Genomic DNA, 22,563 nt, shown 5'->3' with positions numbered 1-22,563 from the left:
ATTTTGCCTGCTCATATGTCAGCATATTAACTTCAGACAATAATGACGAGTATAAGGCTACACTCCGGGGTTATCCCGCACTTTTGCCTCGGCATCCCCTACGGCACGCACCAGTTCCTTTGCGCTGACCATGAATCTTGACCGAAGGATTATTGGAGGGTCGATAGGACCCAGATCACCAGCCGGTCTTATCATTATCTCGTCAGCACCTAGGCAAAGCACAGTAGCAGCGCTTTTTGCCATATCAGGCACAATCACGCGCACGGCTCGGCATTTGTCCTGCATGGATTGCACTATGCGTAGCGCCATTTCTCTGCTCCCGCCGGGTGACGACAAGAGTACATCAAGCTCTTTATTGGGGTCGCAATCGCCTAGGAGCTCTTGGAATACAGCCATCTTTCCTTCGTATACCTGATCGACGACTGCAATCAGGTTTCTGCCAGTGATTTGCTCGTATCCCCTGATGAGCTTCTGGCGTTCATACCGTCCCGAATGCTCCGACGCATAAAGAGGGGTCCTGCTGTCTATAAGGAGATCTTCCCAATTGTTTTCTGGAAGCTTATCGGCTTTCCTTCGCGTAGTTTTGCTCCGAGAGCCCTTGCTTTTAACGCCATCGTTCTCTGCTCCTGCTGAAGTATCCACCTTCTTTTCAATGAGCGTAGAAAGCTCCTTTTCTCATCGACAGGCACCTCATCTACCAGAAACACTGCACCATCGTCCACGAACTCATCCACTGGCCGCACGCCGATGCCACTAGGGACGGCGTTATACGATCCGCGCCTGGCACGACGGGCACGACGAGAAACCACAATGAAACTCGTTAACCCACTCGAATATTAGACAGCAGAGGCCATTTACAAATGCGACCCTTACCAAATCGCCTGCGAACTCGACGTCACCTTCCAAATCATCCAGGACTACCAACGCATACTCGATTCAAGCCGCATGCACTGCAAAGCACGGAGCTAATCCCCACTAGCAAGATCACCGTACAGAACAACTGATAGCCTGCTGGTAGTCACAGACGACGAAAGGAATCGTATGGTCAAGAAATTGGCCTCGCTGCTCCTGGCAATATGCGCATCAGTCTCGCTCACTGCATGCGGAGAACAAGGCTCCGATGCAGTACAGCGGCTCAACGCCAAATGCAGCAAAGCATCCGATGCCATCCAGTACAACGAAAAAGAAAACAGCATAATGTACATGTCCGAATTGGACTCGGATACAAGCTCGGAGGCTTTGCCCGGTCTGTCGTGCATCACGAAAACCGTTGGCGTTACCGCTGATGAGCTGAATGACCAGGTGCAAGACGACGGCAGTGGGTATCTGGAGAAGAATGGATACAGCATAGGCATATCGTCAACCGAGCAAAATGTCACGCTTAATATAGAAGACCAAGATAAGTGACGGTCATGAAGTTCGGCATGCGTACCCCTAGCCCCAGGCGCTCGTTCAAGGCGCGGACCACGGGCAAGTGGAAGCGGCAGGCGAAGAAGGCCCTCATCCCCGGCTACGGGAAGAAAGGCATGGGGTGGATACGAAACCCCAGGAAAGCCATGTACAACAAGGCCTACCGGAAGACCACGTTCAGCCTCTGGGACCTGTGCAAGTAAGACAAAATATGAGCTCCGCTCCGGCGGTGCTTTTTCCATGCCCGCGAAGCAGCTTGCTGGTCGGCAGGTCAATAGCAGCTAAAGTAGCTATATGAGCAAGAGAGTTCTTGGTTTCATTATTTGCTGTGGCTTGATGGCAAGCCTTGCCAGTTGTGCACCTAAAAACACAACCGCAAAACCGAAACCATCAAGCGACTCCGCAGACTCCTTGTATGACCAGCGTCCCTTGTTCTTCTCATGCAGTGTAAAAGACGACAATGGCAACGACGTTAAAAACGATAAAGGCGAGACCAAGCTTATAACCATTAAAAATTACAAGGATTCATGGAAGTACCCGTCGCCGCTCGACTGTATGGCCCAGGGAGAAACACCAGGCCCCACCGAGGAGCAGAGAACAGCCTTGAGCAAGGTCCAAACAAAGGACGACGCCTCCGACGCGGACGATGGATTCACACGCGTGCTGGCAGAATGCGCCAGCACCACAGGATACCCAATCGACGGGCGCAGCGACACGAACAAGGATCCAGACAAGAACCCCTTCGCCAACGCAGAAGAAGCCAAGGACGGATACAAGGTCCTAGATTTCTGCCCAGACCACCCCCAAGCGGCAAGGATCAAACGAAACGCCGACCAAGCCTCATCCAATGATGCGCAGGGCAGCGCACAGCAGAAAGAAATCCCAGCCGAGTACCAATCCGCTCTATCGAAGGCTCAAGAGTATTCAAGCATAATGCACATGTCCAAGGAAGGTATCCGCGAACAGCTATCAAGCGAGAACGGAGAGAAATTCTCTCAGCAAGCCGCTCAATACGCCGTAGACAACCTCCAAGCTGATTACAACGCCAATGCCCTTGCCAAAGCCAAAGAATACCAGGAGACCATGCATATGAGCCCAGCAGCCATCCAGGAGCAGCTCACCAGCCAGTACGGAGAAAAGTTCACGCCGGAGGAAGCAGCTTACGCCGTGCAGCACCTCAACCAGTAGCCAACCGCTACATATCCGCCCCCGCTTCGGCGGGGCTTTTCTTTTTGCGGGAACTTTTGTCACACAGATGTCACACAAAATTGTGTTTTAGATGGATTCCCCGAATAATGAAAAAGCCCCGCAACCGTTGTGGCCATAGGGCTTCCGTGTGGTGCGCCAGACAGGATTCGAACCTGCAACCTGCTGATCCGTAGTCAGCTGCTCTAATCCGTTGGGCTACTGGCGCATGTCATCTTGACGAAGAACTCGTTTTTGACAACTCATTTATATTATCGCAACTGTGGATTCTGTCCAGTCTGGTGTGTCGCGAAGGAAGCGGGAAACCGCAGGCTTCAGGCCGACTGTGACCAAGACAGCCAGAGCAGATATTCTACGTTGCCATGGGCTCCGGTTATGGGCGATGGCGTGGTAGCTCGGACAAGAAATCCATGCTCACGCGCACAGGCCAAGACGCGCCCCAGAGCCTCCTGCCTGCGGTCCTCGTCCGTCACAATGCCATGGTGGCCCAGCAGGCTACGTCCGACCTCGAACTGGGGCTTGACCAGCAACAAGCAGTTAGCAGTAGGTGTCAGCAAGGCCGGGAGGACGGGAATGACATAGGTCAGCGAGATGAAGGACACATCAGAGACCACGTATTCCGGGCGATAAGGCAGGTCGCCCGGCTGGACTTCGCGTATGTTGACACCGCTCATGTCAATTACCCTAGGGTCAGCGGCAATCCGTTCAAGCAACTGCCCGTGGCCCACATCGAGGGCGATAACTCTCTTGGCACCATGCCTGAGCAGAACATCAGTGAAACCGCCCGTGGAGGCCCCGATATCGAGACAGAGCCTGTCACGCGGATCTGGCATCCCCTGCGCCGCAAAAGTCGTCAGGGCGCTCTCCAGCTTCAGCGCTCCACGGGAGGCATAGTCATCGCCCGGATCCAGAAGAATCACATCGCCTGGCTGGACACTCTGAGCAGGCTTTGATGCCGGATGATCGTTGACCGTAACCCGGCCCTGACGAATCAGCGCCTGGGCTCTGGCACGCGAATCCGTCAGCCCCTGTGTGGGCAGCATACGGTCAAGCCGGTCGCGGGTGTGGGCCACAGTCCTTCGACGACCGTCCCCAGCGCTGACGACTGTGTCCTCATCGTTCACTTGCCCTCCCGGTTCAGGTCCTGCTGGAGCCCGGTCAGCACCTTGCCGAGCAGCTCGACCTGTTGGGCATCATCCAGATCATCCAATTCAGCCAATTCAGGGAAACGTTCCAAAAGAGGTGCCATGGCCTGCTTATCCATGGGTTCTTCGGGTGCTGAGGCAGTCGTATCCTCGTCATCTGCCTGAGAGGACCGTCCAGAACGCTCAGATTCTACAGGCTGCCCGGTCTGGCCGGACTGCTCAGGTAGCCCGTAGTGATTGGATTCCTGGGATGGTCCACTCGCTCCCAGCTGTCCGGGCTTGACCTCTTCCGACATGGCCGCTATGCCCCTACGAAGAAGGCGGGCAGATTCAGCGCATCCATGTCTCCACCACGATCCTGGTACTCCCAGAGCGCACAGGCGCAGGCTCGCACAGCATCCAGATCGGACAGGGGATCGCCGCCACCCTCAAGAGCACGCAAAGTGACATGCCCGTCGTCATCCACCTTTGCGGTTTGGCCTCCGCAGTGCCAGGTCTGGTCGGCCTCCTTACTGGGCTGAGGTTGCGGCGCAGTGAGGCCACGCAGGTCTTCAGCCAGATAGGTTGGCCGCCATTTGGCCGGTGCAGTCAGAATGGCGGGTGTTCGGGCCACACCCGTCAGGACGAGCATTGAGTCGTACCCGCCCCGGTTGGCTGCCTCGATGTCGGTGTCCAGACGATCGCCCACAGGCAGGCATCGGTCAATGTCCAAGATCTTCTGGTCGCCGGCCAAGAGCTGCCGAGCCTCATCGTACATGGCCGATTCCGGCTTCCCGGCTGAGTCCTCCGGTTGCTTGCCAGTAGCCAGAATCACCGCTTGGAGCATGGCCCCATTCCCGGGCGCCATGCCACCTTCGCGGGGCAGGGTCTGATCCTTGTTGGTGGTGAAGTAGCGCGCACCGCCTTCGATGGCAAAGGCGGCCTGGGCCAGGTCCTGCCAGCTCAGCTCGGGATACCAGGCCTGAATGACGGCCTCCGGCTTATCTGCAGCCTTGCCTACCGGCACCATTTTGTTGAGGCGGATCTGATCACGTAGATGATCGGATCCGATGACCAGCACCCTAGCGCCCTCCTGCAGGTGTCGGCGCAGCATTCGTGCGGCGACAACGGCGGAGGTGATGACCTGGCCATCGTCCAGGGTCAGACCGAACCCGCGCAGCTGATCGGCCACTATATGGGGAAACCGGGATGCATTGTTGGTGGTGTAGGCCATGCGCATGCCGAGCGTCTGAGCGCGGTCGATGCCCTCGGCCGCATGCTCGACAGGATCAGCGCCCCGGTAGACCACTCCGTCCAGGTCCAGCAGGGCCAGACGGTAGGTCTTTGCCGGAGCGTCATCAGTTCCTTTGAGGAAGACGGTCACGATTCAGCCCTGTCTTCATCAGACGTATCGGACTCCTTGACCTGCTCATCCTTGTTCTGTTCGTTTTGATGATCGAAAGTGTCTGCCTCGGATCCTGCATTCAGGACAGCCGCGTCGCCGTTGTCAGCAGCGGATTTATCGGCGACAGCCGTGTCGGTTTCGTCACTGCTCTGGTCGCTTTGAGAGCCATCGTCCGAAGTTTGCCCATCAAGGCGAGAGGGCTCTTCCCCGTGTTGCTCCACAGCGTCTGACGATTTCTGCATTCCGGATTCCGGCATTTCGGATGAACCCGCTGAGTCGGACGAACCAGTTGAATCAACTGCGTCGGATGCATCAGCCGAATCAGATGAGTCAGTCGACTTAGATGAGCCACTTGTGCCAGCTGAGTCCGCTGAATCGTCCGAAGCTGCTGATTCAGGGGATTCCTCAACTAGGCTGTCATCGTCACCCTGATCGGATGCATCGGTGACATCAGACTCAGCGGCCTCAATCTCAGCTTCAGCCTCATCCGAGTCCTCCTCACCGCCATCCGGGTCGATGGAGAGGTCCTCCATCATGGCCGAATCCAGGTGCTCCAGGTCGTAGTCGATCAGGATTTCCTCGGATTGTCCGTCCTTCTGGCCATCCTCGTCCTCATCCTCGTCGGCATACTCCGCTTCCAGCCGATCCAGCAGGGGTTCCAGCTCCAGGGCCTCCTGGCTGCGACCAGCCTGTTCGAGGAAGTTCTGCTCGGCCTGCACGGCACGCATCCGGTAGTCGCCGCTGAGCCCACGAGCCTTGGCCAGGGCTTGAACGGTCTCGATGGCCTTGTCCCACAGGCCCAGATCGCCCAGCGCTCCGGCATAGACCAGGAACATCTCCGCCTTGGACTCGCCCTGGAGCTGGCTGCCTTCCTCAGAGGTAGCCTCCTCAATGGCCTTGCGGGGATTGCCCAGACCACGCTCGCAATCGGCGATGAAGGGCAGGTAATCGGAATAGCCGTTCATGCGGTGTGCAGTGCGGAACTCCTTCAAGGCCAACTTGTAGTCGCCCTGACGATAGGCCACCAGGGCCAGAGTCTCACGGGCAAGATCGATCCGCGAAGCCTGCCGGGCAGCCCACTTGGCATGAGCCAGGGCCCCCTGGGGATCGGTCTCCTCCAGCGCGTAGGCGGCCAGGATGTGCAAGCCGATGTTCTCCGCGTGCTCCTTGCTCAGCCCGCGCAGGCGCAGACGGTCATCCTTGGAGAGCATGGACCATTCAAGGCCCTTGGGCATCTTGGGCTCGCCAGGCCGGCGATCCGTGTAGGGGTTCTGCGAGGGATAGGAGATGGTCCCGTCTGAGTTGCGGCGACCGCGGTCATAACCATTCTGACGGTCACGCTGATAGGTCCCGCGGCGGTCGTCATGGCGACGGTCATCGCGGCCATGCTGGCCCTGGTAGCGGTCGCCCCGATAGCCGCCTTGACGACGGTCATCACGGGAACGGTCGCCGTAGGAGCGGTTGCCGTAGGGACGGTCCCCATGTGAACGGTCTTGACGTGGACGGTCATCACGCGAGCGGTTGTTCCATGGACGATCCCCGCCGGACCGCTCATCCTGCCGACGATCAAACCTCCGGTCGTCACCCCGACGGCGGTCTCCGTGGAAGCCCTGACCACGATCACGGTCACGGTCATGCCGCTGGTAGCCGCGACCGGAACGACGATCGCCATACCCCGACCTACTGCGGTCGTTGTCATGATCACGATGCCCGTATCCGCCATGCCCATTGGCATGGAAATCACGACGTGGACGATCGCCATCCTGTCGACGGCCGTGGCGGTCATCACGCCTGTCGAAATGGCGATCCTGGTCGGAATCCCTGCGGAAGCCGCCGTGGCCATCCTGACGGTCATGCCGGTATCCGCGATGGTCGCGGTCGAACCGATCGTGCCCGCGCCCGCGGAAGGGCCGCTGTCCATTCCTGCCCTCGGAACGACGCTCTTCGCCGCCCTCGCCGTCATGGTTGTGGAAGTTGCCGGAACGGTGACCTCCCGAACGGTAGCCTCCGGAGCGGTATCCGCCCGAATGCGAACCGCCCTTGTGGAAGCCCGAAGAGCGACGGCCGCCCGACCGGAAGCCTCCTGGGCGCGAACCGCCCCGGCCCCGTCCGCGATCGCCCCGGGAATGATTGTGTTCTTCTGCCATCAGTGTCCTTAATTCCTACGTTCCTACTTGCCGGCCCGACGCTCAAGTGCGCCCAGGGCCTTCTTTCCTCTGCGAACCAGGGCGAAGCGCCCATGCAGAAAGTCCTTGTTCTCCAAAACCTGATCCGGATCCTCGACCCGCTGGTTATTCAGGTAGAAACCGCCCGATGCCACAGTCTTGCGCGCCTCGGAGACCGAACGGAAGAGTCCGGCCGCAACACCGGCTTCCACCAGACGCTGGCCCTCGCTGGCTGCGGGCAGAGCTCGCCCGCCTTGTCCATCATCGACCTTGAGGCCGTCGAGTGCGGAATCCAGCACATCCTCGTCCAGCTCCTCCAGGGTCTTGCCACGACCGAAGAGGGCACCAGAGGCATCGATGGCCCCTTGGGCGGCATGCTCGCCATGCACATAGGAGGTCACCTGCCAGGCCAGAACCTTCTGGGCCTCGCGCGCGCCCGGATCCTGGGCGGTCCTCTCCTCCAGACGCTCAATCTCGGCCTTGGGCAGGAAGGTGAAGGTCTTCAGCAGCTTGACCACCTGGTCGTCAGGCTGGTTGAACCAGAACTGATAGAAGCGGTAGGGGCTGAACATGGTGGGATCCAGCCAGACCGCATTGCCTTCGGACTTGCCGAACTTCTTGCCCTGGGAGTCGGTGATCAATGGGCTGGTCATGACGTTGACGGAGGCATTGCGCACCTTGCGGATCAGGTCCAGGCCGCTGGTCAGGTTCCCCCACTGGTCGCTGCCGCCCAGCTGCAGACTGCATCCGTAGCGGTCAAAAAGCTCCAGGAAGTCGTTGCCCTGAAGCACCTGGTAGCTGAACTCGGTAAAGGAGATGCCCTCGTCGGAGTCCAGACGGCGGGCCACCGTGTCCTTGGCCAGCATGGTGCCCATGCGGAAGTTCTTGCCCACATCGCGCAGGAAGTCGATGGTGCTCATAGAGCCGGTCCACTCATAATTATTGACGAATCGGACGGGGTTGTCCCCTTTAGTGTCCAGGAAGCGTCCGATCTGGCCACGCAGGCGCTCGGTCCACTCGGCCACGGTCTGCTTGGGATTCAGGGTACGCTCCCCCGACTGCCGAGGATCACCGATCAGTCCGGTGGCCCCTCCTACAACGGCGATGGGATGCAGACCGGCCGCCTGCAGGTGGCGCATGTTGAGCAGCTGGACCAGATTGCCCACGTGCAGTGAGGGGGCCGTGGGGTCAAATCCGCAATAATAGGTCACCGAGGGGTCGGCCAGCACCTTCCTGAGCTCGGACTCGTCCGTGCACTGGGCAATGAGACCGCGCCACTTGAGTTCGTCGAAAAGCGAGTCGAAACCCGCCTGCCTGAAATCGGTGACCTGCGACATGAGAGGCTACTCCCTATCGAATATTTGATAAATGTATGCTAAACCCTACTATTCTTGCAACAGATACCGACACGGCAAGGCCCTGAGCCGCCGCGGACAAGGCTGCACCAAGCCGGAATTCCCGAGGAATGAAGGTGGGTCGATTATTCATTGCGAATCAGCCGCTGTCGATTGACTATTGATCACTGACTGTCTCGCTGAGGCAGGGCGACCAGAAGGAACCTTTCAGCGTAATCGCTGCATTCAAGTCAGGAATGCGCAGACACAGACAACTGATCGATCAAGTCTTGGGGAATGTGGTCGACCACGCAGGCGGCCATGCGCCGATATCCTTCAACCCCCGGATGGAAGTGGTCAATGCCCCAGAAGTCGGGCCGGTCAGTGCCAACGTCGTCGCGGGTGGCATCCACGAAAGGCACCGAGGCCTCTTGGCAGACCTGACGGCTGGTCTGCGTCTGACGGGCTATCCGACGCTCCACTTCGGCCCTGAGCGCCCGACCCAGGGCAGGATCCCGATAGAGCTGCCCAGAGCTCAGGACCAGCACCTGGCGGCCCTTGTCTTTAGCCAGCTCGATGCTGGCAGCCAGGTCATCCCGCCACTGCTCATCGGTGCGGTTGGCCATGATGTCGTTTGATCCTGCACACAGAACCAGCAGATCAGGATGGTCCTGCAAAGCGGGCAGGAATCGGTAGCGCACCCTGCGGATGGTGGCCCCCAGCCGACCCTGGGTCGACCAGGATACCGGGCGCCCCAACCGGGTGGCCAGGCAGGCGGCTATGTCAGGAACAAAGCCCTGGCTCTGGTCCTTCACCCCGCAGCCGACCGCCATGGAGTCGCCCACCACCAGCATGGTCAGCGGCTCCAGGTCGCGGCCTTGATCCGGTGGCGAGCACAACCCTTGGCGTGAGCCGGGCGGCTCCTTGGCCAGAGTGATGTGCTGTTTGGCCCACCAGGCCTGGACCAGTGCCACCGGATTCATGTTCGCCGCCGCCTTTCGCTCTTTGCCCTCCCTCTTGGGGATTGCCGTTGGGCATTCTAACGCGGCCACCCGCCTGGCGGAAACCGGAAAGTTCACCTGGGCGGACGGTAGGCGGGCCCATCAGACTGCGAGTCGGCGAAGGCCTTCAGCTCCTTCAGCGCATCTGCAGCCTGGTCCATTTGCTCCTTGACTCTCTCCGGTGCGGTGCCACCCTGGCCCCGGCGAGCGCGCACGGCTCCCCCAGCGGTCAGAACCGAACGGACCTTTGGAGCTTGATCGGCAGGCACCCAGTCAGCGAAGACCTTGATGAAATCGGCATCCCCCAGGTCAGCCAACTCGCAACCACGCCCCTCGGCCAGCTTGACGCAGGCTCCGGAGAGCTCGTGGGCATGCCGGAAGGGTACTCCTTGCCTGACCAGCCATTCGGCCAGGTCAGTAGCCAGAGCGAAGCCTGTGGGAGCCTGCTCCTCCAGCCGATCCTTGTTGAAGGTCAAGGTGGCGACCATACCGGCAAAGGCGGGCAGCAGGACCTCCAGAGTGTCCACCTGGTCGAAGACCGCTTCCTTGTCCTCCTGCAGGTCGCGCGCATAGGCTGTAGGCAGCCCTTTGAGAGTGGTCAGCAGGCCAGCCAGATCCCCGACCAGTCGACCGGCCTTGCCGCGAGCCAGCTCAGCCACGTCCGGATTCTTCTTCTGAGGCATGATGGAGGACCCAGTCGAATATCCGTCGTCCAGGCGAACGAAGGCGAACTCCTGGGTGTTCCAGATGATGATCTCCTCGGCCAGCCTAGATAGGTCCACGCCGATCATGGCGGCAACGAAGGCGAATTCGGCCACCACATCCCTGGCGGCTGTCCCGTCGATGGAGTTGGCGCAGACCCGGCTAAAGCCCAGATCCCGGGCCACTGGCAGGGGGTCCAGACCAAGGGTGGTGCCAGCCAGCGCACCCGATCCGTATGGGCTGGCATCAGCACGCTGGTCCCAGTCTCTCAGGCGCTCCAGGTCACGGATCAGGGGCCAGACATGGGCCATGAGCTGGTGGGCCAGGAGGACAGGCTGGGCATGCTGCATGTGGGTGCGGCCAGGCATAACCGTGGTCCCAGCCGCACGGGCCTGATCCATCAGAGCCTGGGCCGTGCGCAGCAAATCCTTGGCCAGCACCCGAGCGTGACGACGCAGCCAGATCCGAATCAGGGTGGCGATCTGATCGTTGCGCGAGCGCCCGGCCCGCAGCTTGCCGCCCAGCTGGTCCCCCGCAATGTCGATCAGGCCGCGTTCCAGCGCCGTGGCTTCGTCCTCATCGCCAGGCTCAGGGGCGAAGGCGCCGGAATCCACCTGGTCCTGGAGTTCATCGAGGGCTTGTTCCATACGTGCCAGCTCATCATCATCCAGCAGCCCAGCACGGTTGAGGGCCCGAGCGTGGGCCCGGGAACCGGCCAGATCGTCATCGGCCAGTCGCCAGTCGAACTGGGTGGACCGGCTGAGCTCAACCAGCGCCGGCGAGGGACCACCGCTGAAGCGCCCACCCCAGAGGGCCATGGGCTTGTCGCCGGTGCTCACTGCTCTTGTCCGTCCTGCGCGATGCCGTTACCGAAGCGCATGTCGCGTGCGGCAGCCACCTTGTCGGCCAGGCCGTAGATAGCGATAAACCCGTTGGAGGCGTTCTGGTCGAAGCTGTCGCCGGACTCGTAGGTAGCCAGGCTGTAGTCGTAGAGTGAGCTGTCGGAGTGCCGACCGGTGACCACGGCCCGCCCCCCGTGCATGACCATGCGGATGCGGCCGGAGACATAGCGCTGGGTCTCCTCGATGAAGGCGTTCAGGGAGCGGACGGCCGGCGAGTACCACTGGGCGTCGTAGACCAGCTCGCCCCAGCGCTTGTCGATGTCGCGCTTGATCCGGTGCTGTTCGCGCTCCAGGCAGCAGTTCTCCAACTCCTGGTGAGCGGTGATCAGGGCAATGGCCCCGGGTGCCTCGTAGAGCTCGCGGGACTTGATGCCCACCAGCCTGTCCTCGATCAGATCCACACGTCCGATCCCCTGGGCTCCGGCCCGGCGGTTCATCTCCTCAATGGCCTCCAGAGGCGTAACGGCCCTGCCGTCGATGCGCACGGGGATACCCTGCTCGAAGTCGATGGTCACCTCATCCTCGACCGGTGGGAAGGCCGGGTCGTCGGTGTAGGAGTAGACGTCCTTGGTGGGCCCGTTCCAGGGATCCTCCAGGTAGCCGGTCTCGATGGCCCGTCCCCAGACATTCTGATCGATGGAATAGGGGCTCTCCTCGGTCTGCTCGATGGGCAGGTGGTGCTCCTTGGCGTAGGCAATCTCCACATCCCTCATCAATCCCAGGTCACGGATGGGGCTGATGGCCTTCAGCGAGGGGTCGATGGACATGATGGAGACCTCGAAACGGACCTGATCGTTGCCCTTGCCGGTGCAGCCGTGGGCTATGGTGTCGGCACCGTACTGGTGGGCCGCCTGAACCAGATGCTTGGTAATCAGTGGCCTCGAGATGGCCGATACCAGCGGGTAGACCCCCTCGTACATGGCATTGGCCTTGAGCGCCAGCATGCAGTAATCCTTGGCAAACTCGTCCCGGGCATCCACCACGACGGACTCGACAGCCCCGCAGTCCAGAGCCCGCTGGCGGATGGTCTGCAGACGCTCGCCGCCCTGCCCCACATCCAGGGAGACGGCCACCACATCCTTGCCGGTGCGCTCCTTGAGGTAGGGAATGGACACCGAGGTGTCCAAGCCGCCTGAGTAGGCCAGCACGATGCGATTGTTTTCGGTCATGGCGATCCTCTTTCCTTCTAATTTCACACTTGTCAATATTCAGTTCGTGCTTTCGGCGATCATCGGACCCTGGCATCCTCCTGGCCGGAGACGATGGTCATGAGCCAGTCGGCCCGGGATGAAGCCGATTCATCGTCTGCAGCGATGATCAGTATCGTGTCGTCCCCGGCTATGGTGCCCAGGATTCCATTGATGGGCTGGCGGTCCAGGGCGGAAGCTGCATACTGGGCGGCGCCGGCCGGGGTTCTGACCACCAGCAGGTTGCGGGCCCGGGCCACCGAAGTGATCAGACCGGTCAGAATCTTGGCCAGGTAGGCATCGGTCTTGTTTTCCCCCTCGACCTCAGGCCCCTCGGCGGCAGCGGCTTCCATGGCCTGCTGATCGGTCGTGGCGGGAATCCAGTAGGCCATGCTGCCGTCTGCATACCGCAACTTGGTGGCGTGCAGGTCGTCCAGGTCCCGGCTCAGGGTGGCCTGGGTCACCTCGATGCCCTGCTCAGCCAGCAGGGCCGACAGCTGCTGCTGGGAGTTGACCCGATGTCGGCTCAGAGCCTGGCGGATGGCATCCAGCCGGGCCACCTTGGTCGTCGGGCGCATCAGCACACCCCCTGCAGGAGGGATTCGTCACCCCGGGAGCGGGCCACCAGCCAGGTCATCAGAGCCTTCTGGGCATGCAGCCGGTTTTCCGCCTCGTCCCAGACCACGGACTGGGGGCCGTCGATGACCTCAGCCGTAACCTCCCGGCCCCTATAGGCGGGCAGGCAGTGCTGGAAGAGGGCATCCGGACGGGCATGGGCCATAAGTTGGGCGTTGACCTGATAGGGCAGGAAGGGATGGAAGCGGATGGCGTACTGGTCCTCCTCGCCCATGGAGACCCAGGTGTCGGTGAAGACGCAGTCGGCATCCTCCACGGCCTGGACCGGATCCGTGGTGACCAGAATGGATCCGCCGTTTTCCGCGGCCAGGGTCCGCGCCTGTTCCACCAGGTTTGGATCGGGCAGGAAGCCGTTGGGTCCGGCAATCCGCACGTTCATGCCGGCTACTGCCCCTGCCAGCAGATAGGAGTTGGCCATGTTGTTGGCTGCATCACCCAGGTAGGCGATGGTCATGCCGGCCAGGGCGTCGACCCCGCCCCGGTGCTGTGCCAGGGTCAGGAAGTCCGCCAGAACCTGGCAGGGATGGAAGGAGTCGGTCAGGGCGTTGATGACGGGCACGGTGGCATGGGCAGCCATGGTCTCCAACCGATCCTGGCCAAAGGTGCGCCAGACTATGGTGGATGTCATCCGTGTCAGCACGTTGGAAGTGTCCGCCACGGGTTCGCCACGGCCCAGCTGCGAGCCAGAGCTATCGATGACCATGGGATAGCCGCCCAGCTGGGCCACACCCACGCAGAAGCTGGTTCTGGTGCGCGTGCTGGGCTTGTCGAAGATGATGGCCACGGCCTGAGGCCCCTTATAAGGCTGAGATAAATAGGGATTTGCCCTGAAAGCCATGCCCAGTCGAAGGACCTCCAACTGCTCCTCGTGGTTGAGGTCGTCGTCACGCAGCATGTGCCGCAAACCCTTGTTCATTTCTACCTCCCTATCACTTTGCTTATGCACGTCATCGATGGCTGATCTCACTGATCATCCTGCCGCAAGCCCTTGTCCGCGAGACTGGCCGGAGCCTTGGACAGAATGTCCACGGCCAGGTCGATCTGATCGGCGTGGATGATCAGGGGCGGGGCCAGACGCAGGGCATCGGGGGCCACAGCGTTGACGATCAGCCCATGATCCAGGGCCCAGGAGGCCAGATCCCCGGCACAGGGCGCGCTCAGCTGGACAGCATCCAACAGTCCCCTGCCTCTGACCTGGGTATAGAGGGGATTGCCGCAATCGGTAAGGCCGGCACGCAGCCTCTCCCCCATCTGCCGCGCCCGTTCCAGCAGGCCCTCCCGCTGGATGGTTTCCAAGGTGGTCAGTGCCAAAGCCGATCCCAGAGGATTGCCGCCGAAGGTGGATCCGTGCATACCCGGGGTCAGCAGACCTGACGGCCCGGGGCCGAAGGTGATCATCCCGCCCATGGGGAATCCGCCTGCCACCCCCTTGGCGAAGGTGAGCACGTCCGGGCAGGCTCCTCCGGACAGGCTCTGGTCTTGGAAGGCGAACCAGTGGCCGGTCCTGCCCATGCCGGTCTGCACCTCGTCCAGAATCATCAGGGCTCCATGCCGGCTACAGAGCTCACGCACCTGCCGAACGTAGTCAGGATTCAGCGGCAGCACTCCGGCCTCTCCCTGGATGAGCTCCAGAATGACGGCAGCCACCGGCTCTCCCGAGGTCTCCCCCTGTGCGAAGGCCTCTTCTATAGCCTCGCCGTCTTCTGCCGGCAGGAAGCCCATACCTGGGACCAGGGGCTGGAAGGGCTCACGGATGGCCGGCTTCCAGGTCAGACTCAAGGAGCCCATGCTGCGGCCGTGGAAACTATGAGTCAGCGCCAGGATCCGACCGGGATGCCCGCCCATGCGAGCGCCATGCAACCGAGCAAGCTTGATGGCCGCCTCATTGGCCTCGGTTCCCGAGTTGGCGAAGAAGACGCGTGATCCCTCCGGTGCCTGAGCCAGGTCCAGCAGCCGTTCGGCCAGCTCGATCTGAGGCTGGGAGGCGAAGAAGTTGCTGATGTGGGCCATCTTCCCGGCCTGCTCAGCCAGTGCCTTATTCCAGGCAGGATGGGCGTAACCCAGAGCATTGACCGCGATTCCGGCCATCATGTCCAGATAGCGGTTGCCGTCCAGGTCCCAAATCCAGGCCCCTCGACCATGGTCCATGACCCTGCCCGGCCGCCCGAAGACCTGCATGTGGACGCGGTCATAGCGGTCTGCCCATTGACTGCTCTGCGGCCCCTCGGGGGTTCTCATAGGTGCATCAGCCTTCGTCATGGCTCCTCCTCATGATCATGTCCTTGCCCGGTACGACCACCGTGCCGATGCCGTTGCGGGTGAAGATCTCGTTGAGCATGGAATGCGGTCGCCGTCCGTCGATGACGTGTGCCTCGCCCACCCCGGAGCGCACGGCCTGCAGGCAGGCCTCCATCTTGGGGCGCATCCCCTCATGCATGTCCTCCAACATATCCTCCAGCCGGTCCACGCCGATACTGGAGACCAGGGAGTCGGCCTGGGGCCAGTTGGCATACAGGCCCTCCACATCGGTGAGGATGACCAGTTTCCGAGCCCCCAGAGCTACTGCCAGAGCGGATGCGGCCGCGTCGGCATTCACGTTGAGCACCTGGGTGGGATCCTGCTCGTCAGGAGCCACGGAGGAGACGACGGGAATCCTCCCGGCATCGATCAGGTCTTCGACGGCCGAGGCATCCACGCCCACGACCTCGCCCACCAGGCCCAAATCTACCGGCTTGCCATCCGCCATGCCGGTACGGCGGGCTGCACTGAACAGGCCAGCATCCTCCCCTGACAGGCCTACAGCCATGGGACCGTGGGCATTGATGGCACCGACCAGATCCCTGCCCACCTGTCCGGTCAGCACCATGCGAACCACCTTCATGGTCTCCGGTGTGGTCACCCGCAGGCCGCCCCGGAAGACCGAGGGGATGCCCAGGGCCTGGAGCATGCTGGAGATTTGCGGGCCGCCGCCGTGCACCACCACCGGATGCATGCCCACCTGCCTCAGGAAGACCATGTCCTGGGCGAAGCACTGCCGAAGATGGTCGTCCACCATGGCATGGCCGCCGTATTTGACTACGATCCGCTGGCCGGCGAACTCCTCCAGCCAGGGCAGGGCCTCGATGAGCACCTGGGCCTTGCGGGCGTCGTCCAAGGCCTTTTCAGCTTCGGCTTCCTGCTCGTCATCCGCCATCCTCTTCCCCTTCCTTATGACTATCTTCCGATTGCTGCAGCTCTTGGCAGCGCGCCTGATCGGGCTTCCCATCAGGTGTGGTAGTCGGCATTGATGGTCACGTATTCGTGGGTCAGATCATCGGTCCATACCGTGGCCTGGCTGTCGCCCTGGCCAAGGTCGATGTCGATATGGACCTCTGGGACGTGCAGGTCGACCAGCTCCGGATCCTGGCCGGGACGGCCGCCCTGGCAAACCTTGATGCCGTTGAAGCTGACATCCACATGGGCCGGGTCATAGGCCGCCGTTGCAACCGGCACGGTGCCCAGGGAGGACACCACTCGACCCCAGTTGGGATCCTCGCCGGCCACCGCGCACTTGAGCAGTGTTGAGCCGGAGACCGCCCGGGCGCAGGCAAGGGCTGCATCCTCACTCTCGGCACCGTCCACCAGGATGCGGATCCGATGCCTACTGCCCTCGCCGTCGGCCACAATCCGATGGGCCAGATCCGCGCAGGCCTGACCGAGCTTCTCCTGGAACTGGTCGGGATCAGGCCGTACTCCTGAGGCCCCGGAGGCCATCAGCAGGACGGTGTCATTGGTGGACATGCACCCGTCCACGTCGATCCGGTTGAAACTGAGCTGGCAGGCCTCTGACAGGGCTTGACGTGCCTGTTCCGGCTCCAGAATGGCATCGGTGGTGATGACACAGATCATAGTGGCCAACTGCGGGGCGATCATCCCGGAACCCTTGACCATGCCGCCCAGCCGCCAGCCGGATCCGTCCACACCCACGGTCTTGGTGCAGGTGTCGGTGGTCAAGATGGCCTTGGCGGCCTCTTCGCCGGCCTCCTGACTGGCCGACATCTCCTGGGCAGCCTGGTCAATGCCGGTCAATATGGAATCCAGATGCAGCAGATGGCCGATGATCCCGGTGGAGCAGACAGCAACCCTCTTAGTCGGCAGGCCCAGTTGCTCTCCTGTCCGCTCGGCCATGGCCCTGGCCTGGTCCAGGCCCTCGGGACCAGTGCAGGCGTTGGCATTGCCGGAGTTGATGACCACGGCTCCAGCATGGCCTTCTTCAAGGATTCGGCTGGTCCAGATGACCGGAGCGGCCCGGAAACGATTGGGTGTAAAGACCCCCACAGCCGTGTCCATGGGTCCGCTGTTGACGACCAAGGCCAGGTTTCGGCGCTGTGAACCTCCCGGACGGTGGGCGATGGCGGTGCCGGTCCGGAAGCCTGCAGGGTAGGTGATGCTCATGGTGCCACTCCTATGGTTGTCAATCCGGTCTCCTCAGGCAGGCCCAGGGCCAGATTCACGGCCTGGAGGGCCTGGCCTGCGGTGCCCCGAGTCAGGTTGTCGATAGCGGCGAATGCGTAGAGGCGGTCGGCGCGCTGGTCCACAGCGACCTGGACCTGGGCCCGGTTGGAGCCGTACACGTCGGCCGTGGAGGGGAGCCTGCCCTCGGGGAGCAGATCGACGAACTGCTCCCCGGCATAGATCTCTTCCCAAACGGCACGAATATCAGCCATCCCCATGCTCCGTCCACGCTCGCTCAGCTTGGCCGAGACCACAGCCAGAATCCCCCTAGACATGGGGACCAGTATGGGGGTCAGCCCCAAACTGATGGGCTGTTTCCCAAGACCTCCGAGGTTCGGGTCCGCAGCTGCGGCCTTACGCAGGTTCTGCAGAATCTCAGGGATATGCCGGTGGGTGCCGCCGACCGAATAGGGATGGGCTGAATTGATGGCCTGGGCTGCCAGCAGATCCATTCTGCCGCTTGAGCGTCCGGCACCCGAATAGCCGACTGCCAGATCAGCAACCAGATCATCGGTCTGCACCAGTCCGGCGGCCAGGGCAGGCTGGAAGGCCAGGGTGACTGCCGTGACATTGCAGCCAGGTCCAGCGATCCGCCGAGTCTGTCCAAGCCGCTGACGCTGACGACCGCCACCAGGATTGAGCAGCTCAGGCATCCCGTAGGTCCACGGGCTTGAGAAAGGTCCGCCGTAATAGTCTTGCCAGTCCTCCGGATCCTCCAGCCGGTGATCAGCGCCCAGGTCGACCATCAGCGATTGTGGATCCAGCTGCTCGGCCAAGGGACCCGAAGCCCCGTGAGGCAGGGCCAGAACCACCAGATCATGGCCGGCCAAGATCTCCGGCTTCGTATCCTGAATCTGCAGCGAGACCAGCGACTCCGGAAGGTTGGGCGAGAACTCCCCCAACAGTCGGCCAGCGGAGCCGTGACCGGTGACCGTGCATACCTGAAAGGCTGGATGCGCTGCCAATAGACGGATCATTTCCGAGCCGGCATACCCCGAAGCTCCCGCTACAGCCACCGTGTATTGCCGCATGAGTGCTCCCTTCATCGGGCACCATCATACATACTCATGCAGTAAAACGCATATTTATACAGTTCGGCGTGTCGCTATGCACATGCTTTAGTTATGCGAAACTGTCACCTATGCGAAGGGGTCATAACCGGAGTCCCGGTTGCGGATGTATTCCATTTGCCTACTGGCCCTGTCCGCAGCCTCGGGCCCGCATGTGTCCTCCACAAAAGCCAGTGCCATGTCAATACCGGCCGAGATACCCGAAGAGGTACGAAACTTGCCATCGACCACCCAACGGGCATCCTTGACCCAGTTCACACGCTTCCCCGTGCTGACGACCCAGTCAAAGGCCAAGTCATTGGAGGTCGCACGCCAACCGTCGAGCACACCGGCGGCAGCCAAGAGAGCCGATCCTGTGCAGACCGTCATTACCTGGGGCGACTGGGCGGCCAGGCTTGCCAACTGCCCAATCCATCGGTCGTTTCCAACCAGAGTTCGCGTGCCGGACCCGCCAGGTATCAGCAAAACTCCCTTGGGATCGATCGCTTCGGGTCCTAGAGCTTCGACCCTGACACCGCCCTCCCCGACTTTCACTCCAGGGCCCTCCAAGGAGAAAAGTCGCACCCGGGCGCCATCAGCATTGATGAAAACCTCAAAGGGGCCGAAAACATCCAAGGGCTCAAACCCGTCGAATACGACAATATTGATATCCAAACCCATCTGAATGACCCCCTGCTTAGATCTCAGGCGCTGACACCGTCCCCGCCTGAGCCGCCGCCACCCGTCGAGGGCGACGGCACCATCTGTTGGTAGAAGTCGTTCAGGGAGACCCCGTTGACCAGAAGCCAGATCCAGGCCAAGGTAAAGAGCAGGTTGATGATCAGGGCAGCCATGGCCAGCCCGTAGCCCTTCATATGCAGTCGGCGGGTCCGATACATGGAAACGCCGCCGAGCAAAGCGGGAATCACAGGCATGGGCAGGAAGAGGGCCATAAGGAAGGCGATGATGGCGCAGGGATCCCAGTGGCCGTAGACCGGATTTTGGGAGGGGTCGTTCAGATCGGGCATGCCCTGGGGAAGCCATCCTGGCGCACCGGGACGGGCCTGAGGATTGCCAGGATTTCCGCCGCGGCCGGGACCCGACTGCCCCGCCATGGGCATGGGCCTATTGGCGGGGTTGCCCTGGGACGAATCGGATTCCTTGGCCTTGGGTTCGGGGTCTGGGCGACCGTAGATGTACGGATTCCATCCTGGATAACGATCGGCGCGCGCGCCGTACAAGGGCTGGTCGCCCCCATCATGATCCTGGCGGTCGGGTCCACCGGCTGTGCCCTGTTCTTGAGAATCCGTCATGTCCCTCGGTCCCCTTGATGCCCGGTCAGGCACGCAGCACGGCGCCCAGACCTGCAGTCTTGTCAACGATGGCCTGGCGCAGGGATTCGCTGTCCTCGGACGTCAAGGTGCGGTCCGGGGCGCGGAAGGTGACTGCGAAGGCCAGCGATTTTGCATGCTCACCGATCTGATCGCCAGTGAAAACGTCGAACAGCTCGATGGATTCAAGACTAGACCCAGCCGCTTCTCTGATGGCGGAAGTCAGGTCGGCTGCCGAGACCGTGTCCGGCACGGTGAAGGCCAGATCCTGACGGACCGGCGGGAAGGTCGACACGGGCTTGGCCTGCAGGGGGGTGTAGTCCAGGTGGTCCAGCACCATGTCCAGACTCAGCTCGAAGGCGGCCGAGTGGGCAGGGAAGCCCAGAGCCTGATCAACCCGAGGATGCAGCTCGCCCACCATGCCGACAAGCGTGCCGTCATCCAGAACCAGCCTGGCGGTACGACCCGGATGCCACTGGTCGGGCACCTGCTCAGCTGAGGGCTGCTCCAGCCGATAATGTGCTCCCAGCCTATCCAGGACACGACGAGCCGATTCGACTGCATCGGTCCAGTCCACATCCCTGCTGTCCTTGAGCCAGCCGTCCTCCTGGGCACGGCCGGTCAGCAAGGCCGCCACATGCAACCGTTGCTCTGGCAGACCCTGGTCCAGGCGGGCCAGATCCGCGTCGCTGGGCCGCACACCGCCTGGAAGGGTGGGCACCGCAGGAGCCTTGGGGTCGCGACGGAAGACATAGCCGATCTCGAAGAGACGCACATCCGTGTTGCCACGGCGCAGGTTGCGCTCCACGGTGTTGGCCAGCGGCAGCAGCAGGCTCTGCCGCAGGTAGGGCCTGTCAGCGGCCATGGGGTTGGCGAGTTCCACGCTGTTGACATGGACCTCATCAGGATCCATGCCGAAGGCCTTGAAATCAATGTCACCGACGAACGGGTAGTCAAGAACCTCGGTCAGTCCATACTCGGCCAGGGTGTCAGCCACCCAACGGCGACGCTGCTGGCGATCGGTCAGACCAACCGCTCCGGACACCTTGGGTGATGGCACGGTGACGGGGATGCGGTCATAGCCCACCAGGCGGGCCACCTCCTCGACCAGATCACAGCCCTCGCCTAGGTCGGGCCTCCAGGTTGGCGGAGTCACCGACAGCCGGTCTTGAGGATCGCCCTGGACCGTGCAGCCGATGTCTCGCAGAATGGCCACGATGCGCTGGGGCTCCACCTCCAGTCCGGTCAGACGTGCCACCTCGCTGACGGCAAAGTCGATGACCGGCATGGGCTTGGTCTGATCCATATCCAGCGGAGCATCCAGATCCTGCCCACCGGCAAGGCGATGCAGCAGGTCAGCGGCCATGGCTGCCGCGGCTGGCTGCATCTGCGGATCAACCCCGCGCTCAAAGCGCTTGGAGGCCTCCGAGGGCAGCTTGTGGCGACGGGCGGTCCGGGCGATGGTCACCTGGTCGAAGTGGGCGGACTCAATCAGAATGTTCTTCGTCTGATCGGTCACTTCTCCGTACAGACCGCCCATGACGCCGGCCAGTCCCAGGATGCGGGAACCCTCTTGGCCGTCGGGCGAGTCAGTGATGAGCAGATCCTCGGTGCTGAGCTCGCGATCCTTGCCATCAAGGGTGGTCAGGTGCTCGCCCTGCCTGGCCCTGCGCACCACGATGGGCCCGCTGAGCTTGTCCAGATCGTAGGCGTGCAGGGGCTGGCCCAGATCCAGCATGACGTAGTTGGTGATGTCCACCGGCAGGCTGATGGAGCGCATGCCGGCCCGAACCAGCCGACGACGCATCCAGCTGGGAGTCGGCGCCTTGGGGTCGCACCCGGTCAAGGCACGCAGGTAGTACCGATCACAACCTGGCTGACCGTGAATAGGGTTCTCATCCTGAACGCGCACGGCCAGCGGAGCCTGATCCTCCTGGGCTGCCGAGGCCGGCACCGTCTTGTTCAGTTCAATCACCGGATCCGTATATTTGGCGCCCGTGGAGTGGTGGTATTCGCGGGCAACCCCCCGGTAGGAGAAGGCATAGCCACGGTCAGGGGTGATGTTGATTTCAAGCACGGGCGTATTCAAATGCAGAAGGCTCATGGCATCGTCACCGGGCTTGAGCTGTTCGTACTGCTCGGGGGTGAACCCGTAGTTGCGCAGCAGGATGATGCCCTGGTGGTCCGAACCCAGCCCCAGCTCACGCTCGGAGGCGCACATGCCGTCCGAGATATGACCGTAGGTCTTGCGTGGTTCGATGCGTAAGTCACCGGGTAGGACGGCCCCTGGCAGGGTCACCACCACCTTCTCACCCGCAGCCATGTTGGGGGCCCCGCAGACGATGCCACGCGGCACCTTGCGACCCTGGTCGTCCACGGCGTTGTACTGCTCACCCACATCAACATGACACCAGTTGATGGTCTTGCCGTTCTTCTGAGGCTCAGGGTCGGCATCCACCACATAGCCGACTACGATTGGGCCGGTCACAGTGGACTGGTGGATGTCCTCTTCCTCCAGACCGACCCGGACCAGGTCCTTGGCCAGCTGTTCATAGGTCAGATCCTCAGGGACCTGCACATGCTCCTTGAGCCAGTCGATATCTACCATTGGCATCTG

The 22,563-nt window shown here is 61.7% G+C and carries 21 protein-coding genes and 1 tRNA gene; 3 read left to right on the top strand and 19 right to left on the bottom strand.

What is annotated here, in order from left to right:
* Positions 1 to 57: 57 nt before the first annotated feature.
* Positions 58 to 642: an SDH family Clp fold serine proteinase gene (locus CI601_RS08480; RefSeq protein WP_220702621.1), complete on the bottom strand. Its 585-nt coding sequence runs from the start codon at positions 640 to 642 to the stop codon at positions 58 to 60.
* 399 nt (positions 643 to 1,041) lie between these two features.
* Here CI601_RS08480 and CI601_RS03270 point away from each other — a divergent pair, with 399 nt between their 5' ends.
* From CI601_RS03270 to CI601_RS03260, 3 genes are all read left to right on the top strand, one after another.
* Positions 1,042 to 1,407 carry a hypothetical protein gene (locus CI601_RS03270; RefSeq protein WP_121914261.1) on the top strand — a complete coding sequence of 122 codons (366 nt, stop codon included), beginning with the start codon at positions 1,042 to 1,044 and terminating at the stop codon, positions 1,405 to 1,407.
* A 5-nt stretch (positions 1,408 to 1,412) separates the two neighbouring features.
* Positions 1,413 to 1,613: a hypothetical protein gene (locus tag CI601_RS03265; protein WP_121914307.1), complete on the top strand. Its 201-nt coding sequence runs from the start codon at positions 1,413 to 1,415 to the stop codon at positions 1,611 to 1,613.
* 91 nt (positions 1,614 to 1,704) lie between these two features.
* The gene (locus tag CI601_RS03260; RefSeq protein WP_220702620.1) at positions 1,705 to 2,598 is read left to right on the top strand and encodes an Ltp family lipoprotein; all 894 of its coding nucleotides are present in this window, start codon (positions 1,705 to 1,707) and stop codon (positions 2,596 to 2,598) included.
* A 149-nt stretch (positions 2,599 to 2,747) separates the two neighbouring features.
* On the opposite strand, the gene CI601_RS03255 is transcribed toward CI601_RS03260, so the two are convergent.
* The 18 genes from CI601_RS03255 to pheT form a co-directional block, all read right to left on the bottom strand.
* A tRNA-Arg gene (locus CI601_RS03255) sits at positions 2,748 to 2,824 on the bottom strand.
* Between the two features lie 106 nt (positions 2,825 to 2,930).
* Entirely contained in the window at positions 2,931 to 3,659 is a 729-nt protein-coding gene (locus CI601_RS03250; protein ID WP_183129736.1) for a TlyA family RNA methyltransferase, read from the bottom strand.
* A gap of 77 nt (positions 3,660 to 3,736) precedes the next feature.
* Complete coding sequence (locus tag CI601_RS03245) at positions 3,737 to 4,057, bottom strand: hypothetical protein (protein WP_121914258.1); 321 nt, start codon at positions 4,055 to 4,057, stop codon at positions 3,737 to 3,739.
* Between the two features lie 5 nt (positions 4,058 to 4,062).
* Complete coding sequence (locus CI601_RS03240; protein WP_121914257.1) at positions 4,063 to 5,124, bottom strand: HAD-IIA family hydrolase; 1,062 nt, start codon at positions 5,122 to 5,124, stop codon at positions 4,063 to 4,065.
* Complete coding sequence (locus tag CI601_RS03235; protein WP_183129718.1) at positions 5,121 to 7,292, bottom strand: helicase; 2,172 nt, start codon at positions 7,290 to 7,292, stop codon at positions 5,121 to 5,123. Before CI601_RS03235 ends, CI601_RS03240 begins: the two co-directional genes overlap by 4 nt.
* A gap of 23 nt (positions 7,293 to 7,315) precedes the next feature.
* On the bottom strand, positions 7,316 to 8,647 hold the full coding sequence (tyrS, locus tag CI601_RS03230) for a tyrosine--tRNA ligase (protein WP_121914256.1): 1,332 nt from the start codon (positions 8,645 to 8,647) through the stop codon (positions 7,316 to 7,318).
* Positions 8,648 to 8,895: 248 nt separating this feature from the next.
* On the bottom strand, positions 8,896 to 9,627 hold the full coding sequence (locus CI601_RS03225; protein ID WP_121914255.1) for an SGNH/GDSL hydrolase family protein: 732 nt from the start codon (positions 9,625 to 9,627) through the stop codon (positions 8,896 to 8,898).
* Between the two features lie 92 nt (positions 9,628 to 9,719).
* Complete coding sequence (argH, locus tag CI601_RS03220) at positions 9,720 to 11,186, bottom strand: argininosuccinate lyase (RefSeq protein ID WP_183129717.1); 1,467 nt, start codon at positions 11,184 to 11,186, stop codon at positions 9,720 to 9,722.
* Positions 11,183 to 12,418: an argininosuccinate synthase gene (locus tag CI601_RS03215; RefSeq protein ID WP_121914254.1), complete on the bottom strand. Its 1,236-nt coding sequence runs from the start codon at positions 12,416 to 12,418 to the stop codon at positions 11,183 to 11,185. The genes argH and CI601_RS03215 overlap by 4 nt, the downstream gene beginning before the upstream one ends.
* Positions 12,419 to 12,477: 59 nt before the next feature.
* Positions 12,478 to 13,014, bottom strand: a complete 537-nt coding sequence (locus CI601_RS03210) for an arginine repressor (protein WP_121914253.1) — start codon at positions 13,012 to 13,014, stop codon at positions 12,478 to 12,480.
* Positions 13,014 to 13,988, bottom strand: a complete 975-nt coding sequence (gene argF, locus CI601_RS03205) for an ornithine carbamoyltransferase (protein WP_121914252.1) — start codon at positions 13,986 to 13,988, stop codon at positions 13,014 to 13,016. Before argF ends, CI601_RS03210 begins: the two co-directional genes overlap by 1 nt.
* A gap of 47 nt (positions 13,989 to 14,035) precedes the next feature.
* Positions 14,036 to 15,331: an acetylornithine transaminase gene (locus CI601_RS03200; RefSeq protein WP_121914251.1), complete on the bottom strand. Its 1,296-nt coding sequence runs from the start codon at positions 15,329 to 15,331 to the stop codon at positions 14,036 to 14,038.
* Entirely contained in the window at positions 15,318 to 16,265 is a 948-nt protein-coding gene (gene argB, locus CI601_RS03195; protein WP_121914250.1) for an acetylglutamate kinase, read from the bottom strand. Before argB ends, CI601_RS03200 begins: the two co-directional genes overlap by 14 nt.
* 71 nt (positions 16,266 to 16,336) lie before the next feature.
* Entirely contained in the window at positions 16,337 to 17,506 is a 1,170-nt protein-coding gene (gene argJ, locus CI601_RS03190; protein WP_121914249.1) for a bifunctional glutamate N-acetyltransferase/amino-acid acetyltransferase ArgJ, read from the bottom strand.
* Positions 17,503 to 18,597 carry an N-acetyl-gamma-glutamyl-phosphate reductase gene (argC, locus tag CI601_RS03185; RefSeq protein ID WP_121914248.1) on the bottom strand — a complete coding sequence of 365 codons (1,095 nt, stop codon included), beginning with the start codon at positions 18,595 to 18,597 and terminating at the stop codon, positions 17,503 to 17,505. Before argC ends, argJ begins: the two co-directional genes overlap by 4 nt.
* Positions 18,598 to 18,705: 108 nt before the next feature.
* Positions 18,706 to 19,296 (bottom strand): DJ-1/PfpI family protein, encoded by a 591-nt coding sequence (locus CI601_RS03180; RefSeq protein WP_220702619.1) that lies wholly within the window; start codon positions 19,294 to 19,296, stop codon positions 18,706 to 18,708.
* 23 nt (positions 19,297 to 19,319) lie between these two features.
* Positions 19,320 to 19,928 carry a DUF4190 domain-containing protein gene (locus CI601_RS03175; RefSeq protein ID WP_121914247.1) on the bottom strand — a complete coding sequence of 203 codons (609 nt, stop codon included), beginning with the start codon at positions 19,926 to 19,928 and terminating at the stop codon, positions 19,320 to 19,322.
* A 25-nt stretch (positions 19,929 to 19,953) separates the two neighbouring features.
* Positions 19,954 to 22,560, bottom strand: a complete 2,607-nt coding sequence (pheT, locus tag CI601_RS03170) for a phenylalanine--tRNA ligase subunit beta (protein WP_121914246.1) — start codon at positions 22,558 to 22,560, stop codon at positions 19,954 to 19,956.
* Between the last annotated feature and the right edge of the window lie 3 nt (positions 22,561 to 22,563).

Origin of the sequence: Bifidobacterium sp. wkB344 (genome assembly GCF_003688305.1) — a bacterium.
GTDB lineage: Bacteria > Actinomycetota > Actinomycetes > Actinomycetales > Bifidobacteriaceae > Bombiscardovia > Bombiscardovia mizhiensis.
Note: the sequence above shows the minus strand (reverse complement) of the source record. Positions and strands in the feature narration are given on the sequence as shown.

Coding starts and splice junctions, on each gene's coding strand:
- CI601_RS03270 (WP_121914261.1), top strand. CDS start 1,042: ATGGTCAAGAAATTGGCCTCGCTGCTCCTGGCAATATGCGCATCAGTC.
- CI601_RS03265 (WP_121914307.1), top strand. CDS start 1,413: ATGAAGTTCGGCATGCGTACCCCTAGCCCCAGGCGCTCGTTCAAGGCG.
- CI601_RS03260 (WP_220702620.1), top strand. CDS start 1,705: ATGAGCAAGAGAGTTCTTGGTTTCATTATTTGCTGTGGCTTGATGGCA.
- CI601_RS03250 (WP_183129736.1), bottom strand. CDS start 3,659: ATGCTGCCCACACAGGGGCTGACGGATTCGCGTGCCAGAGCCCAGGCG.
- CI601_RS03245 (WP_121914258.1), bottom strand. CDS start 4,057: ATGTCGGAAGAGGTCAAGCCCGGACAGCTGGGAGCGAGTGGACCATCC.
- CI601_RS03235 (WP_183129718.1), bottom strand. CDS start 7,292: ATGGCAGAAGAACACAATCATTCCCGGGGCGATCGCGGACGGGGCCGG.
- tyrS (WP_121914256.1), bottom strand. CDS start 8,647: ATGTCGCAGGTCACCGATTTCAGGCAGGCGGGTTTCGACTCGCTTTTC.
- CI601_RS03225 (WP_121914255.1), bottom strand. CDS start 9,627: ATGAATCCGGTGGCACTGGTCCAGGCCTGGTGGGCCAAACAGCACATC.
- CI601_RS03215 (WP_121914254.1), bottom strand. CDS start 12,418: ATGACCGAAAACAATCGCATCGTGCTGGCCTACTCAGGCGGCTTGGAC.
- CI601_RS03210 (WP_121914253.1), bottom strand. CDS start 13,014: ATGCGCCCGACGACCAAGGTGGCCCGGCTGGATGCCATCCGCCAGGCT.
- argF (WP_121914252.1), bottom strand. CDS start 13,988: ATGAACAAGGGTTTGCGGCACATGCTGCGTGACGACGACCTCAACCAC.
- CI601_RS03200 (WP_121914251.1), bottom strand. CDS start 15,331: ATGACGAAGGCTGATGCACCTATGAGAACCCCCGAGGGGCCGCAGAGC.
- argB (WP_121914250.1), bottom strand. CDS start 16,265: ATGGCGGATGACGAGCAGGAAGCCGAAGCTGAAAAGGCCTTGGACGAC.
- argJ (WP_121914249.1), bottom strand. CDS start 17,506: ATGAGCATCACCTACCCTGCAGGCTTCCGGACCGGCACCGCCATCGCC.
- argC (WP_121914248.1), bottom strand. CDS start 18,597: ATGCGGCAATACACGGTGGCTGTAGCGGGAGCTTCGGGGTATGCCGGC.
- CI601_RS03180 (WP_220702619.1), bottom strand. CDS start 19,296: ATGGGTTTGGATATCAATATTGTCGTATTCGACGGGTTTGAGCCCTTG.
- CI601_RS03175 (WP_121914247.1), bottom strand. CDS start 19,928: ATGACGGATTCTCAAGAACAGGGCACAGCCGGTGGACCCGACCGCCAG.
- pheT (WP_121914246.1), bottom strand. CDS start 22,560: ATGCCAATGGTAGATATCGACTGGCTCAAGGAGCATGTGCAGGTCCCT.